Annotated in this window: 8 protein-coding genes; 1 reads left to right on the top strand and 7 read right to left on the bottom strand. The window is 38.0% G+C overall.

Annotation, left to right across the window (positions count from 1 at the left end; genetic code table 11):
* Positions 1 to 49: 49 nt before the first annotated feature.
* The 7 genes from LUA86_RS17895 to LUA86_RS17925 all read right to left on the bottom strand — a co-directional run bounded on the left by LUA86_RS17895 (position 50) and on the right by LUA86_RS17925 (position 16,746).
* Positions 50 to 1,849, bottom strand: coding sequence for a RagB/SusD family nutrient uptake outer membrane protein (locus LUA86_RS17895; protein ID WP_231465354.1), 1,800 nt, complete (start codon positions 1,847 to 1,849; stop codon positions 50 to 52).
* An 18-nt stretch (positions 1,850 to 1,867) separates the two neighbouring features.
* On the bottom strand, positions 1,868 to 5,083 hold the full coding sequence (locus LUA86_RS17900; RefSeq protein ID WP_231465357.1) for a TonB-dependent receptor: 3,216 nt from the start codon (positions 5,081 to 5,083) through the stop codon (positions 1,868 to 1,870).
* A gap of 499 nt (positions 5,084 to 5,582) precedes the next feature.
* Positions 5,583 to 8,081 carry a glycoside hydrolase N-terminal domain-containing protein gene (locus LUA86_RS17905; protein WP_231465359.1) on the bottom strand — a complete coding sequence of 833 codons (2,499 nt, stop codon included), beginning with the start codon at positions 8,079 to 8,081 and terminating at the stop codon, positions 5,583 to 5,585.
* A 145-nt stretch (positions 8,082 to 8,226) separates the two neighbouring features.
* The gene (locus LUA86_RS17910) at positions 8,227 to 12,585 is read right to left on the bottom strand and encodes a hybrid sensor histidine kinase/response regulator transcription factor (RefSeq protein ID WP_231465361.1); all 4,359 of its coding nucleotides are present in this window, start codon (positions 12,583 to 12,585) and stop codon (positions 8,227 to 8,229) included.
* Between the two features lie 181 nt (positions 12,586 to 12,766).
* Positions 12,767 to 13,783 (bottom strand): LacI family DNA-binding transcriptional regulator, encoded by a 1,017-nt coding sequence (locus LUA86_RS17915; RefSeq protein ID WP_231465364.1) that lies wholly within the window; start codon positions 13,781 to 13,783, stop codon positions 12,767 to 12,769.
* A gap of 130 nt (positions 13,784 to 13,913) precedes the next feature.
* Entirely contained in the window at positions 13,914 to 15,245 is a 1,332-nt protein-coding gene (xylA, locus tag LUA86_RS17920) for a xylose isomerase (RefSeq protein ID WP_231465366.1), read from the bottom strand.
* Between the two features lie 13 nt (positions 15,246 to 15,258).
* Positions 15,259 to 16,746, bottom strand: coding sequence for a xylulokinase (locus LUA86_RS17925; RefSeq protein ID WP_231465367.1), 1,488 nt, complete (start codon positions 16,744 to 16,746; stop codon positions 15,259 to 15,261).
* A 195-nt stretch (positions 16,747 to 16,941) separates the two neighbouring features.
* On the opposite strand from LUA86_RS17925, the gene LUA86_RS17930 reads away from it, so the two are divergent.
* Positions 16,942 to 17,541 carry a Crp/Fnr family transcriptional regulator gene (locus LUA86_RS17930; protein ID WP_231465369.1) on the top strand — a complete coding sequence of 200 codons (600 nt, stop codon included), beginning with the start codon at positions 16,942 to 16,944 and terminating at the stop codon, positions 17,539 to 17,541.
* The last annotated feature ends 31 nt before the right edge of the window (positions 17,542 to 17,572 follow it).

The following is a 17,572-nucleotide window of genomic DNA, read 5'->3' on the forward strand; positions in this document are numbered from 1 at the left end:
AAACCTTCAGGCCAAGCATATATTTTATTGATAAGGCGGTGAGTCGATATCAATATCCAAAATCTTGTTTTAGATTAGGATTAAGATCTAAAATACTCCTATGGATAGGCAGCACTTCAGAGTGATTAGATTGAAAAGTGCGTCCCAATTTTTCTATTGCGCCTCCAGCGGTAGTTGTTAAATTTTGTCTCCAGTCTACCCTGATGTAACCTGTTGGATTTGTAGTAGCATTATACAATGGAGCTGGCGCTACAGCAGGATCTGGCAAATAATATCCAGTACCTGGCAAAAATTCAAATTCTTCGCCCACATTTCTATAATATAAATAGCGAGGATATTTTGCAGGTGTATTAACAATGGCTGTCATTTCTGTTCTGGCTTGAATTAGTTTAGCGCCTAATAAATTCCAGCGTACTAAATCATATTTTCTTATGCCTTCTCCACCTAACTCCCAGCTTCTTTCTTGTACAATCGCATTAAAAAATGCTGCTTTTGAGGTGGGTGTTGTACCAACTTTACTTAAATTTGCCGAAAATGCTCTTCTTCGTACATCTTCAAATGCCTTTATCGCCGATGCATCCGGTGCGCCATTTATTTCGTTAACCGCTTCTGCGTACATCAATAATACATCAGAATAGCGCAACATAATCCAGTTGATTCCTAATGTTTGAGTAGCTCCGGCGATAATTGGTCTCCAGTCTCTACGGTACTTACCATCATTCATTTCAGTCATCCGAGCCGGACTTTTTAAATTGTTAGCATCTATATTGTAGTGGGCAATGGTAACTTCTTTTCTCGGATCAGACACGTCGAAAGAATAAAAATAACTTGCTGTAGGATTTAAGGCTCCGCCACCTGGGCCATAGCGTGAACCATCGGCAATACGGGTACCGCTAGCCCTTCCTAATTTACTATCATAATTGGCATTTCCGCCAGCCTGCGCAACTTCAAGCATTCGTTCACCATAAACATTATCTAAAGTAAGTTCGTTAGCTTTCTTAAATACGTCATAAAAACTTGGGTTAAGTGCGTGCTGGTTAGATTTCATAATCGTATCGCACTCATCTCTTGCTATAGTGTAATATTTTAGGTAATCTGGTAATCTTTCCATTACTTTAGATGTTCTACGCAATTGGTATCCTCCTCTAAATAAAGCAATTCGAGCCCTCATGCCACGTGCAGCACCCTGGGTTATGCGTTCATCTATGGTTGTTTCCTTGCGCCATGGCAACATGCGTTCAGCACTTGCGATGTCACCCAAAATGCGATCATAAATCACATCACTGTTGGTTTTACTAAGATTAAAATCCATTCCCGAAACTGAAGGTTCCAATTGCAAGGGAACATCGCCCCAATTTTTAACCAGGTCAAAATAATATATTGCCCTAAGTACGAGCGCTTCTGCGTAAAGTCTTCTCAATTCTTTCTGGTCAGATGCAGAACCACTATTGTATGCTACCATCTGTGGGATATATTTAATACATAAATTGGCACGTTCTATAGCTTGAAATCCTCTTGTAAAGGTTGCAGCAAGTTCGCCATTTCCTGCATCAGCGCTGTAACGTGCAAGTCCGCGGGCGCCTGCATCTACATCACCACTTCTGGAAAACTCATCGGTATCGTTAACAAAAACGAGTGATTGCCGCTGCCCGTAACCATCATCTCCGGCTAAAAGTTGATATACGCCCATTATGGCTGAATTCGCACTTGAAACATTGCTAAAAATATCTGCAGGGGAAAACGCAGATTCTGGTTTTATTTCCAAATACTTTTTACATGAGCCTAAGCCAAATAGAGCTGTAGCCATTATCGTACTGCAGGCTAATATTTTTATGTTGTTGAATTTCATAATCTGAAATTTTAGTTTTTAAAATGTTAAATTAAGTCCAAAGAGTATTGTTCTCGATCTTGGATAAGCAGAATAATCCACACCAGGAGTTAATCCGCCATTGGTACGGGTATTTACTTCCGGGTCGAAACCTGAATAACCGGTTATGGTGGCCAGATTGTTTACTGTTGCATAAAAACGAAGGCTTGAGAGTTTGATTTTTTTTGCAAAATCTTTTGGAAGGGTGTAACCCAGCGTAATGTTATTAATTCTTAAAAAAGAGCCGTCCTCTACAGCCCAGTCGGTAAATAGGTTGCTGTTTTCATACGGTCGCCAGGTGGTTGCGTTTGCATTATAAGCTTCTAACTTAGCTGGATCATTATAGATTGATTTTCCGTTTTGGTCGATAGTTGAAAATCTTCCATTAACAGATTCAAGTAAGTTTACACCACGTAATCTGGCATTCGTTAACTCAATTTTATTGGCATTATAAATATCATTTCCCACACTAAAGTTCACAAAAATGCTCATATCCCAGTTCTTGTAAGAAAATTGCTGATTTAAGCCTCCTATAAATTTTGGTGCAGCATTTCCAATAACCGTTCTGTCTTCATCCGTATGAATAGCAGGACTGCCGTCAGGATTCTTTATTGAGCCGCCCAAATCCAGAAGTTTCATTGTTCCTGGCTGAATAGTGCTCCTGGTTACACCAAAAAAGGAAGCTACATCTGGTTTTAAGGTATAAACACCTGTAATAGCATTAAAGTTAAAATCACTTACCTTGTAATACCCATCAGAGCGGTAGCCATACATTTGGCCCAAAGGCTTTCCAACTTCAACAAGAAAGTCGTTACCTGTATTGGTATCCCAGCCCGAAGCATATCCTTTACTGGTGATGCCATCATTTAGTTTCTCTACTCTGTTTCTATTGAAAGACATATTGTAGCTTGCAGAATAACTAAAATCTTTGGTTTGCAGAATCAATCCAGACAACTGAAATTCGATACCGCGATTTGATGTTGCCGCAATATTCTGCGTTTGTTGTGTGTAGCCAGAAGTTTGTGGTATAGGGTTCTGCAATAATAAATCTTTAGTACTGTTGTAATAAATGTCGGTTGTAAACTGAACCCTGTTTTTGAAGAAACTTAAATCCAGGCCTAAGTTTCTTGATACTGTTGTTTCCCATTTCACATTTGGATTGGCTAACTGTGTAGGTACCACACCTGGTACAAGCTGATCATTTAATCCATAATAGGTATTGGAAGAATATAGAGGCAAATAACTAAAATCATTGATTCTATTATTACCTGTAGAACCATAACTTAATCTCAGCTTAGCGTCAGAAACTATTGGCTTAATAGATTCTGCAAATTTTTCATCAGAAATTCTCCATGCAAAAGCGCCGGATGGAAAAAAGCCCCAACGCTGTCCAGCCATAAATTTAGAGCTTCCATCTGCCCTGGCCGTAAGCGTTAACAAATATTTTTTATTTAAACCATAATTAACCCGGCCAAAAAATGAAAAGGTTCTGGCCATAATATTATTGGTAGTGGGGCGTGGCTGAGCCTGACCTGCAGGTGGATTCCCCAAGTTCATATTTGATAATGCCTTTTCAGGACTAATTCCTAAAGGAAAGTATCTCGTTTCGGCATTAAATTGTTCATTTCTGGTTTGGTAAGATTCCTGACCAAGTAATACATCAATATCATGATGTTTTGCAATATTCTTTTTACTATAAGTGATAGTATTAGAATTATTTAAGGAATTTACGGTACCTGTTAAAATTGAGGCAATTGGCATTGCAGAATAAAGCGACGCCTGACCGGTAATTTCTGAGTAGAAGTTGTTTGTTCTGGAATTGTTGTTATCATACCCGGCCGTAACCCTTGCCGTTATTTCTGGGGTTATTGCATAACTAAGATATCCCGATAAATTGTATCGTTTTCCAAATGTTTTCCTGTAAACTGCAGTTGCATTAATAACAGGATTTCTTAAATCGGACACAGCCAGATATTGCGCATCATAAAAATCTATGTCAGTTGGATTTTTGCTGTCTATTGGCCTGTAAGAAAGTGTATTTTTCAGGAAGTTGTCCCTTGCCAGTCCGGGGCTCGATACTCCGGCTCCATTAATTCGTTCATCAGTATACCTTACGTTGAATCCTGCTCTAAATTTTTGGTTAGGTCTCAACTCCATTTTAAAACCCAATAGCTTCCGGTCGAAATCTGAATTAATCATCACCCCTTCCTGACCGTTTGTTGTTAAACTTAAATTGTAATTGATTTTCTCATCGCCTCCATTTAAACTCAGGTTATGGGTTTGTTGCAATGCAACCTTTCCAAAAACCTCATTTTGCCAATCGCGACCTTTATCGCGATAAACCTCCAATGTATCAAATGGCCCATAGTTAGTTACGAATGAGGTACTATCAATAACATTTCCCCTACTGCGTTCGTATTGATATTTAAGATAATCGGTTGCGTCCAGCACATCTAATTTTCCTAAAATTTTGCTTGCACCTACAAAACCGTTATAGCTCACTGTCATTTTGCCACGCTTACCCGTTTTGGTGGTGATTAATACAACACCATTTGCACCTCTGGCGCCATAAATTGCAGTAGATGCTGCATCCTTTAATACGTCGATAGATTCTATATCCTGAGGTGATAATGCCCTTAACGCATTTTCCACCTGTACCCCATCAACAATATATAGTGGAGAATTATCTTGAGTGATGGAACTTCCGCCCCTAATTCTAATCTGCACGTTAGTACCTGGTGCACCATCTGTAGCAGTTACCTGAACCCCGGCCAGTCGACCTGCCAAAGCTTGCTCTGCAGAATTAATCGGAATATCCTTTATCTGATCAGCACGAAGGGATGAAACGGAACCGGTAAGGGCTTCGCGGGAAACTGTACCATATCCAACATTAACTACAGTAACTTCCTGAAGGACATTAATATCCTCTTGAAGTGTAATTTTTGAACTCGTAATGTTGGCCGCAATATTTACCTCTTTTTTTACATAGCCTATAAATTGAACCACCAAGGTTGCTACACCCGGTGGAACTGTGATTGAAAATTTACCATCGTTGTCTGTATTGATACCTCTATTTGTTCCTTTAATTGATATAGTTGCACCTACAATCGATACGCCTTTTTCATCTATTACCTGACCTTTGATTATACGGTTCTGCGACCAAGCTGATTGTGCAGAACATAGAAATAAGGCTATAAAAATGTATATATATTTCATAATCGATCAGTTGAATGGTGAACAAAAAAATGTTTTTTGCTGGAGGTTGACTTCACTATGATCGTTTGGACTTTTCAATAATCTGATGTTTTGAAACGCCCTTTTTTTAAGATTAATGCTGTAATTTTTCCTCATAATTTGATTGGTTAGATTGGGTTTTACTAATAAAATCCAAGGTTATTTAGTTAGTTATTAATTCTAGTGCAAACGGTTGCACAACTGAAGTTTATAATTGGTTACGAATCTGGCAATGTTAAAAATTTAAAAAAAATGCTGAATGATTTACGCTGTTAACTAAAGAAGAACTTCTTAAACGCTCATACAATTTGACAATTTGGTTAGTAAAAAAATGAAATAAAGTTAACCTTTACTCCATCTTGATAAACAAATTTATATACCGCCGAAACTAAAGGGGTAAAAAAATTGACCAAAAGAGTCTATTTTCCGTGCAAAATAAACGCTTAAAGCACCTAGCGGCTATTTTATGCTTAGTAATGAACTAAAGCGCAGTAAAAATATACGTTTTGCCAGCAACTGTATTGAAATCGAAAAGATTAGTTTGAGGAATCTTAATCCCTTTCAAATTTGCTTCTTTGGATAACCGTGGATCTTTTATGGTATTAACCTGATAGAAATGATTTGAATTTTCTCCTGCGGATTTTATTAGCTTAGCATTCCCGGTTAAGCTTACCTTGTCTGAAAGTCTTAACCGGCAGTTTCCTCCCAGCGTTGACTGGATGGAGAGTTTAGTTAACTTGCCATTCTTCCATTCAATATCCAATACGAAACCTCCCCGGGCCTTTAGCCCAGCAATTCTGCCTTCATTAAGGGCATCGGGTAAGGCTGGTAATATGTAAATATTGCCATCATAACTTTGCAGCAGCATTTCTGCTATACCCGCAGTACAGCCAAAATTACCATCTATTTGAAATGGTGGATGCGCATCCAGCAGGTTTGGATAAGTACCTCCAGATTGGCCTTTGGTTTCCATTGGGGCCGGAGTGAGCTGATCTGAAATAAGTTTGTAAGCTTTATTACCATCCAGCATTCGTGCCCACCAATTTACCTTCCAGCCCATAGACCATCCTGTTGATTTATCTCCGCGGTAAATAAGAGCGTTTTTGGCAGCTTCCAGCAGTTGGGGATTGCGAAATGGAGAAATTTGCCCGGAGGGGTACAAGCCATAAAGATGAGAAATATGCCGATGTTTGTCATCAGGTCTGTCTAAATCCTGCAGCCACTCTTGCAATTGATTGTGTTTGCCAATCTGCATTGGGGGCATCATTGCGAGTGCAGTTGCAATCGAATCAGAAAAGGACTGATCTGTTTTTAAAACTTTTGCTGCATTTATCAGGTTATTAAACGTGTCGAAAATCAGTTGGTTATCCATTGTCGCTCCGGCAGTTACGCCTACGTTTTTCTCGTATGTATTTTCTGGCGACATTGAAGGCGCCATTACCAGCCATTTGGTTTTAGGCTCTTGTTTCAACACATCAAGATAAAACATAGCTGCACCTTTTAAAATTGGATAATTTTCTTTTAAGAATTTTGTATCACCTGTAAAAAGATAATGCTGCCACAAATGCTGGGTGAGCCAGGCACCACCCATTGGCCACATCCCATAAAAGCCACCATCAACAATGCCGGTAATTCGCCATATATCGGTATTGTGGTGCATGTTCCAGCCTCTGGCGTTATACATTTTACTTGCACTTTGCTTACCTGTTATTGCCAAATCTTTTAACATGGAAAATAATGGTTGGTGCATTTCAGATAAATTGGTAATTTCAGCGGGCCAATAGTTCATTTCCGTGTTGATGTTCACGGTATATTTACTATCCCAAGGGGGAGAATTTTTATCGTTCCAAATACCCTGAAGATTTGCGGGCTGACCTCCTGGCTGTGAACTTGAGATTAAAAGGTATCTTCCAAATTGAAAATAGAGGGCTACAAGTTGCGGATCTGCATGATTTGCAAATTCTTTAATCCTTACATCGGTTGTTTTTTTAGACTGATTGGAATCTCCCAAATTTAATGTTACCCGATCGAAAAATAACTTATATTTCTTTTGATGAGCGGCGAAAGCCTGGTCATATTTTTTAGCAATTGCGCTGTTTAAAATCGATTTTGCTTTTATAAGTGGCTCGGCAGACAAATCCTTGTAATTTATAAAATTTGTACCAATGGAAATATAAACTATAACTTCATCAGCTTTGCTAACCGTTAATGATGAATCAGTTCTTTCAATCAATCCACCCTTCACAATTGGCATTACCAGCGCCTCGAATTTTACTTTTCCTAGCTTATTATCTACACTGCCTCCGTTACCAGAGAGTTGCAGATAACCTCTAACCTGTTTAACCTGATGGTCTTTTTGCGTACTGGATAATCCCAAAGTAAAACTGACACTTTTGGGCTTATCTGCAGTAATTTTCATAATGATAACATCATCTGTAAGCGATGCGAAGACTTTTCTTTTAAATGTGATGTTATCCACCTTATAGCTTACTGTTGATATTGCGTTACTGATATCCAGTTCGCGGTAATAACTATTATAAACTTGGTGACCAGGAAAGGTTAGCCATAAATCACCAACTGTTTGATAGGGCATACCATAATTGAGATTGGCGGGTGACTGGCGTGGAAAGGTTTGATTAGAAAGGTTCTGGGCTTCCTGGTTTTTACCTTGAAATAGTAAACTCCTAATTTCGTTTATTTGACTGGCTGTATTTGATGGTACATTATTGCCGGGCTCACCTGCCCATACAGTTTCCTCGTTCAACTGCAAATGTTCCTTTGAAGGATTTCCGAAAGCCATAAGACCTAACTGGCCATTACCAAGTGGTAGTGCTTCGTTCCAATTTTGTGCTGGCTTATCATAATGCAATTTAAGGTGTTGCTGAGCAATTACACTAGAGGTGCTTACTGTAAGTATTATAGTCAGGAATAGACCACAAAAGATTTTACCAAAAATAACCTTGCATTTTATACTTCTCATATCTTTCATATCCGTTTCAGATTGATAACTGCTGAACGCACTAAACAATCTGCTATTTGGTTAGTAATAAGACAAAAATATAATCAGAAGCACAAAGGGCTGGTTAAAAAATGTGCAAATGGGTTTAAGTATTAGTCAAAATCAATTACTCACCTTTTGATTTCAAGTATTCTGAAGGAGAAAATTTATATTTTTCTTTAAAGCAAGTGCTAAAATACTTTGCATTAGTAAAGCCAACGGTATATGCAATTACAGAAATACTTTTCTCACCACCATCAAGAAACTGTTTTGCTCGTTGCAAACGCATATCCCTAACAAATTCAACTGGCGCAAAATCTGTTAAACTTTTAAATTTACGGTAAAATGTAGATCTTCCCATGCCAATTGCTTCGGCAACAGAATCTATGTTAAAATCAGTGTTTTCCATGTTTTGTTCAACAATTTCGATTACCTTTTCCATGAACAGTTTGTCTTTATCGGTAATCACAATATCAGAGGGTTGCAGAGGGGGTAGTTGTTTTTTCTCTACCAAATAAACGAAGGCCCTTCGTCGCTGTTTAATTAATCCTGCAATCGCGGCTATCAGAAACTCATTATTAAATGGTTTTGTGATATAATAATCTGCTCCATATTGTAATCCTTTAATCTGGTCTTCGATAGAAAATTTTGCCGATAGCAAGACCACAGGAATATGACTCGTTGCAAGGTCGCTCTTTAGCCTGTCGAGCATATCAATACCGCTCATAACAGGCATCATCACATCGCTTACAATTAGATCGGGCATAGATTTTTGAGCTTTCAATAAGCCTTCAGCCCCATCAGCAGCTGTTTCAACTTGATAAAATCTGCTAAGTTGTGTGCTAAGGAAGTTCCGCAAATCATCATTATCCTCCACCAGTAGCAACCTTATTTCTTGTTGAACATCAGAATCAATCCGCTCAGGTCTAGCATCTGCCTTTGTTGTACTGTTCAGGGCTAAACCCTTATCATTCGCAACAAATTCGATATTATCTCCCACAAAATGAGTTTTATTGTTTATAAGAGTTACTTTAATACTCAGACCCTGACCGCTATTTTGATGTGCAGATATCTGGCCACCATGTAATTCAATTATTTCTTTGGAAAGCGCCAGGCCAATTCCTGATCCCTTCTGATTGATATCATCAGGATTGTTTCCCTGATAATAGAGATTGAATATTTCTTCCAGTTTATTTACTGAAACACCAATACCCTGATCTTGAACCAAAATGCTTAAACATTCATTGGCAGAGTCGTTATCAACCTTTATCAGAATGTTAGAGTTATCCGCACTAAACTTAAAAGCATTTGAAAGGAGATTGTATATTACCACATCTAATTTTTCCCTATCGCCCCAGATGTACAATGCAATGTTATCTGGAATAAGTGAAAGGGTAATGTTCCTTTTCAATGCAGTTTCATGAAAATAGGACGAAACTTCCTTAATTAGTATAGTTAAATCAAAATTTGCAATTTGAAGATTTGCCTTGCCACTTTCCAACTTTCTCAGGTCTAAAAGCTGATTGATAAAGCGAATCATTCGGTTCGAATTCTTTTTTACAATCTCAATCTGATCAGCACCTTGCTGACTGAGTACCTCATTCCTTTGTATTTCTTCAATGGGGTTTAAGATTAATGTAAGTGGGGTTCGTAGTTCATGAGAAATATTGGTAAAAAAGTTTGTTTTTAATTCTGCCATTTTCTGCTCGATGGTTATTTTATTGCGAAGATTGATCATGGTAAGAACTATCCTTCTTGCACCTTCAATCAAGGCCAAGGTTATTAATGCATAAATTAAATAGGCCCACCATGTTTTCCATGGAGGTGGCAAAATGCTTATTTCAAGCTGTTTATAAGGCGGATTAATGAAACTTTCCTTATCCAAACTTTTAACCTCAAATATGTAATTCCCCGGAGGTAAATTGGTGTATGTGGCTCTCCGTCTTTCTCTGTTAATGTTCCAACTTGTTTCAAAGCCTCGAAGACGATATGCATATGATTGCTTTGCGCCATTCTTTGAGTCTAAGACGGCGTAATCAATACTTAAAATATTTTGATCATGATTAAGTTTGAGCTTCTTCAAATAGTTAACATTGGCCTCGATTATTCCGTTTGAATCTGGAAATTGATCGACATTGTTTACCTGCAGGTTGGTAAACACCATTTTGGCAGAAGTTTTCCTGGTTAAAACACTATCAGGATGGAAATAAATGTAGCCTCGATTGGTACCAAATACAGTAGATTCATCAGCAAAATGCTGACTAGAGGATTCGGAGAATGTTACTTTTGGTAATCCATTATGGGTGCCATAGTTGGTAAATTCTTCTTTTAATGGATCAAATTTCGACAATCCATTTTGAGTGGCTGCCCATATATAACCATGATGATCTTCTGTACAACTGAGCACGTAATCATTTGGGAGACCGTTCTGTGTGGTATAATTTTTAAAGTTTACCTTTTTAAAAGGGTCATTTATGAGTGCTTTATCCAAACCACCGCCTGAAGTACTTAACCACATTTTATTTCTATGGTCACGGAATATAAACTGAATATCATTATTGCCAAGGCTGTTTTTTACACCCGGCCTTTTAGCATAGGTTGAAAACCTTCTACCTGGCAAATTCAGAGAACCTGCATCCTTAATCAGTAAGCCATCCGTTGTTCCAATCCATACGTTGCCAGCGCTATCCAATGCTAATGTTCTAATTTTTTGAAAACCTTCACCTGGATAACCTTTTAAACCATTATGTTTATTCCAAAACTTAACCTTGCTCCCACTAACATTCGCCACATTTAAACCCTCATCAAAAGTGCCAATCCAAATTTTACCAAATTTATCTTCCAAAAGCGAATAGATTTCATTACTGTTTAATGAAAACGGCAACATCTGTTCTTTTTTAAAATGAGTAAGCGAATAGCTGGTTCTGTCCTTATTTACGGGCTTTGCCAAAAATAAGCCATTAGCTTTTGTACCGAGCCAAATATTGTTTTTACTATCTTCTAAAATACAGTATACCGCACCTAAGCTGGCTTTTTCTTGGTTAGTAAATTTAATGGAAACGCGCTTCCCATCTTTAAAAACATAAATGTTTTTACTTTTCTGGCCAAGCCAAAGCCGGTTTTTCTTGTCCACCCATATCCCTCGCACATCATTGTCTAATTTCTGTATGGTTTTCTCCACTGGAAAACGTTGTTTAAAATAACCTTCCTGCAATACTAATTTATTCACTCCTCTATCCACACTACTAAACCAAATAACCCCTTCGCCTTCATAAAACAAGGCAGTAATGGCATTTGGAAGGTTATCGAAGGATGAACTTTTACCACTGTTAAATATTTTAAATTCCGTTTTATCGCCTTCAAAATACCCAAAACCGGCATTTTTCATATTTACCCAAACTCTACCTTTATTATCCTCAAAAGCGCTGAAATAAGTTCCATTGTAGGAATATCCATCATCGCTTATTGCGCTAATTTTCTTTAAAACCTTGGTTTTTGGATTATAGGAAATCACACCATTATGTTCTGGCTCAATCCAAACCATCCCGGCATTATCTTCAAACATCCATGTCAGATTTTCGCCAGCGTGGGTTATTGTGGCACTTCTAAATGGATTTACAAATAAGGTGATGATTTCTCCTGCTGATGTTGAAGCGTAGATTTTTTCCTCGAATTTTGATGCTAAAAGATTATTGATTTTGTATGCTGATATACGCTCCAACCTTGAGGAAGCGTTAGATTTGTTGACCGTAATGAGTTTCCCCTTGTCAGAACCGAAAAATAGACTGAACCTGCTTTCTGCAAACGACCCGAAATTTTCTGCAATGAAAATGCTGGCATCCAGTTTAATCTGAACAAAACGTTTATTTTGTTTCCTTAAACAAACAATTCCTTTATCGGTGGCTATCCAGACTTTTTTCTGTGCATCCTCCAAAACGAAATTTATTTTACCAGATGGCAATCTAATTGCAGAAGAAGTATGAGCAGAGAAATGATTATATATTTCGGGGATTTTTGGATCTGGAATGATAACTAAACCATCATTTTTGGTAATTAAAAATATTTCTCCCTCATTACCAACTTTTATCCGGTTAAAAAGCACTTTTATACCATGATGCATTTTGAAAGGGCTGAATTGTTCTTTGATTTTATTAAAGCGATAAATCTGGTTGTCGTAGGCTTTGATCCACAAATTTGTTCCTAAGTCTTCAACAATTTGATCAATACGGTCGTTTTTTAAATGTGAGAGATCACCCGGAAAAGATTTGAATGAACGAAAATTATGTCCATCAAAACGATTGATCCCATTCCAGGTACCAACCCAGATAAAGCCTTCACGATCCTTTATGATATTTGTTACCGCATCATGTGAAAGGCCGTTTTCTGTTGAATAAAATTCACTTTTAAAATTCAATTGGGCTGTAGCCTGAAAAGACAACAGGAAAAGAAGTATAGATGAAAGGAAGAAATTAAAAATGCGGGCCATATCCGATACTTGGAATTGTGCTTTATTTGGTTATTTTTTTTTTGCTGCCTTGTAGAATTACTTTGGGCTATTTGTAAATGTAATGATTATATCAAACAATATTAAAATGGGTATTTGAACGGATAATTCTTAATTTACTATTTTTAAATAGGCACGCTAATACTCTCTAATCAACAGCTGATTAATATTTACGATTAGTTGATGTGCGCTCTATAACAGTTGGTTCCATTACGATATGTCTAACATTTTGATAGACATTTTTTTGTTTGACCATCTTTAAAAACATTTCTGCACAGAGCAATCCCATTTTTGAGGGATGTTGATCGATGCTTGAAAGACCAGGCGTTATGTGTTCAGAAAATCCTTCATCAGCAAACCCGATTACCCCAATTTGTGGCGGAGTTTTACCGATTCTTTTCAGTTCTTTAATTACACCCAATGCTGTGAAGTCGTCGGCTGCAATAACAGCATCGGGAATTTCTTCACATTTCATCAGTTTTTCAGCGCCCAGGCGTCCATCTTCTACAGAGAGGCCACCAAAGATTATGTAATCCTCCATAATTGATAAACTGTTTTCATTCATGGCTGCTGTGTAGCCACGTAAACGCTCACTAAAAATTCTTATCTGGCGTGAAGTTGTTATAAAGGCTATTTTGTTGTAGCCGTTTTTTATCAAATGCACCGTTGCGAGATAACCCGCCTGAAAATCATCTAAAGAAATCGTTGGAACCTCTATCGGTTTATTTATTCGATCAAAAAGCACCAAAGGTTTATTTTGGTTTATAATTTCGTGAAAATGGCTTACATCATCTGTCTCCAGCGACATTGACGCCATAATACCATCAACCTGAGCTTCGAGTAATGTTTTAACGCCTTTTATTTCATTCTCGACAGATTCTTTGGTTTGAAACAAGATAATTCGATAGCCGTCCTCCTTTAGTCCTTCCTCAATACTATGTATGATAGAGGCAAAATAGTGTGCTTCTACCGATGGAACAATTATTCCGACAATGAATGTTTTTCCTGATTTAAGTGCAGAAGCAAGCTTATTCGGCGTATAATTCATTTGCTTGGCTGCTTTCAAAACTGCATCAGTTGTTGCCTTGCTAATTAATGTAGAACCACTTAAAGCCCTTGAAACGGTTGAGACTGTTACATTAAGCGCCTGAGCGATATCATATATTGTTGTTTTTTTCACTATTTAGGAGGATGAGTTTACAAATAACAGAAAAACCATAAGCTGCAACAATTATAAAATAAATTAAATAGACACCCCTGCCAACAGCATATATTTGCAGGGGCTTTTCTACAATTATTGAATTTTCAGCCTAAATATATCTATTGATTAGATTTTCCAGATATTCCTGCTTGCCGCTGCGTACTTCAGGTTCTCCATTTTCAGCTGCATATTTTGTTAAATCTTCTAATGTGAGTTTGCCATTTTCAAACTCAGCACCTTTTCCATTATCAAAAGAAGCGTAACGTTCGGCCCTGATTTTTTTGTAGTCTGACTTTTGAAGAATGGCATCAGCCGTTAGCAGAGCACGAGCAAAAATATCCATACCGCCAACGTGTGCATAAAACAAATCGGCTGGGTCTGTAGAATTCCTTCTGATTTTAGCATCGAAGTTTACACCGCCGCCTTGCAGGCCACCGCCTTCTAAAATAATTAACATGGCCTCTGTTAATTCATTAATGTCATTAGGAAATTGATCTGTATCCCAACCGTTCTGATAATCGCCACGATTGGCATCAATTGAGCCTAATAAGCCGCTGTCAACCGCAACTTGTAATTCGTGCTGAAAAGTATGCCCTGCTAAAGTTGCGTGGTTAACTTCCAGGTTTAATTTAAAGTCGTTTAATAAATCGTACTGCTGCAGAAGACCTTTTACTGTAGCAGCATCATAATCATACTGGTGTTTTGATGGTTCGCAAGGCTTTGGTTCTATAAAAAACGTTCCATTGAAACCTTGTTTGCGGGCATAATCTTTAGCGGTATGCAAAAATTTTGCTAAATGCTCCTGCTCTCGTTTCATATTTGTGTTAAGCAAACTCATGTAACCTTCACGGCCGCCCCAAAAAACGTAATTTTCTCCGCCCAAAGCGATGGTAGCATCGAGAGCGAATTTTACCTGAGCAGCGCCATGAGCCAAAACATGAAAATCAGGGTTGGTAGAAGCGCCATTCATGTAGCGCCTATGACTGAATAGATTAGCCGTGCCCCAAAGTAATTTTACACCACTTTCAGATTGCTTTTGCTTAGCATATTCAACCAGCGTTTGTAGTCTGCGTTCGTTTTCTGCCACGTCATTCACGTAGTCTACAACATCTACATCATGAAAACAATAATATGGTAATTGCATTTTTGTAATAAATTCAAATGCTGCATCCATCTTATCTTTAGCTCTTTCTATGGCGTCTTTTTTTTCATCCCATGGGAAAATATGAGTTGCCCCACCAAATGGATCAGCTCCGTTTCCATTAAAAGAGTGCCAATACGAGCAGGCAAATTTGAAATGTTCTTTCATGGTTTTACCACCCACAACGCTGTCGGCATTATACCATCTAAACGCCAATGGATTATTACTTTCCAAACCCTCGAATTGGATTTGGTTAATTCCTTTAAAAAATTCGTTTTCGCCTGTTACTACTTTATTCATCGCTTTGTTTTTATTATTTGAGATTATTTAGTTGATTAATCAATACTTGTTTCCACTCTTTATAAATGCCCTCGTAATCAAGGCTATTTTTAGGCTCAAGATGACCAATCATTTTATGTTGAGAAAATGCTTCTTCTGGGGATTTGAATATGCCCGCACCAATGCCTGCTCCAATTGCTGCCCCTACACTTCCATCATTTTCGTAGAGCTCCAGCCGAATACCGGTTACATCTACAAAGGTTTGAGCAAATACATCGCTTAAGAATAAATTTGCCCGGCCGGCCCTGATTACTTTTGGTTGCATTCCATTTTCCCGCATAATATCTAATCCATAGCGAAATGCGAATGCAATACCTTCCTGAACAGCCCTGAAAATATCTGCCAGTGTATGTTTGTTTAAGTCGATTCCGATTAACTGCCCCCCAGTATATTTATTACCCAGCATCCGTTCTGCACCATTGCCAAAGGGTAAAACTTTTAATCCGTTACTACCAATTGGTGCTTTAGCAGAAAGCTCATTTATTTCAGGGTAGCTTAAATGCGGTGCAAAATTGTATTTGGCCCAACGATACATGCTACCCGTTCCATTTATGCAAAGCAAAACACCGGTATTAGGATTTTCGGGAGTGTAGGTAACATGCGCAAAAGTGTTTACCCGAGATTTTCTATCATAGGTTAAATCACTACTCACACCATATATAACACCCGATGTACCAGCGGTTGCAGCAACTTCACCCGGCTTTAAAACATTTAAGGAGAGTGCATTATTTGGCTGGTCGCCTGCCTTATAACTAACAGGAATGCCGTGTTTTAAACCCAAATGGCTGGCTATATTTTCTTTCAGATAACCGTGGATAGAGAACAATGGTCGCTGTTCAGCAATTAATTGCTCATCAATTCCATAATAATTTAGAAGATCTTGCGACAAATTATTTTGCTTAAAATCCCAAAAAATTCCTTCAGACAGTGCCGAGATACTGGTTGTAATTTCTCCTGTTAGCTGCATGGCAATATAATCTCCCGGCAGCATTACCTTATCAATCTGAGCATAAATTTCTGGTTCATTTGCTTTAACCCAGGCCAGTTTTGAAGCAGTAAAATTTCCTGGAGAATTCAGCAAATTTTCTAAACACAGGGTTTCTCCTAAATGAACAAATGCATCATTCCCAATATCAACAGCCCGACTATCACACCAGATGATACTATCTCTAAGCACATTTTGATTTTTATCAACTATCACCAAACCATGCATTTGGTAAGCTATACCTATAGCATCAATCTTCTTTGTATCGATTTTTTCAGACTCACTTAGCAATAAAATCGCCTTTTGAGTAAATGTCCACCAATCTGATGGAGATTGTTCGGCCCAGCCAGGCTTCAGCGAATGAATAGCCGCTTCAGTTTCTGGGTAAGATACTGATGCAATAGTTTGTTGACTTGCAACATCAACTACGGAAACTTTAACTGATGATGTGCCAATATCTATGCCTAATAAATACATTATTTTAAATTTATCTAATTTATGCAAACGGTTGCATAAACTTAGGTATTAATTTTATGTAATGCAATGTTCTAATGTAATATCGTATTTACAATTAAAATCATAGTCGGTCAAGCCTGATTTCATTTATCGCAGCACCTTCAGAAAATGTTTTTGGTGGGATGCTTTTCTCAACATAATATTTAAATTAGTGTAATGGATGCAAAACATGTGGCAATGCTCAGAAATGCCATTAATCTATTTGTAAAACTCTCCGATAAGGATTGGGAACTCTTAGTTCCGCATTTAAGCTACCGACACCTAGATAAAGGCGGATTTTGGATAACCGAAGGTAAAAGAGAACAACAAATCGGTTTTATCCTCAATGGTAATATGAGGCATTATTATACTCATGATGGTGAAGAAAAAACAACCTATTTTTACTTCGAAAATCACTTGGTTGGCTCATACTTTAGCGCACTAACCGGCCAACCTTCTCGATTAACAATTGAAGCACTAACCGATTGTAGCCTTATCACTTTCCCGTATAGCGTACTCCTTTCGCTCTACGATAAATCTCAGTTGTGGGAAAGGTTTGGCAGAGTGCTGGCTGAATACCTTGTTTTAGGGTTAGAGGAGCGTATGACTTCACTTCTAATACATTCACCCGAGGAGCGTTATTTGCAACTATTACATGGAAATAAAATGAAAATAATTGAACGCATACCGCAACACCTCATCGCAAATTATTTAGGTATAACTCCGGTAAGCCTTAGCCGCATCCGGGCAAGAATAATCAGCAAAAAAGAGCGCTAAATTTTATTATCTTTTGTTAACGTTTGGGTGG

Source organism: Pedobacter sp. Leaf132, from assembly GCF_920984695.1.
Taxonomy (GTDB): domain Bacteria; phylum Bacteroidota; class Bacteroidia; order Sphingobacteriales; family Sphingobacteriaceae; genus Pedobacter.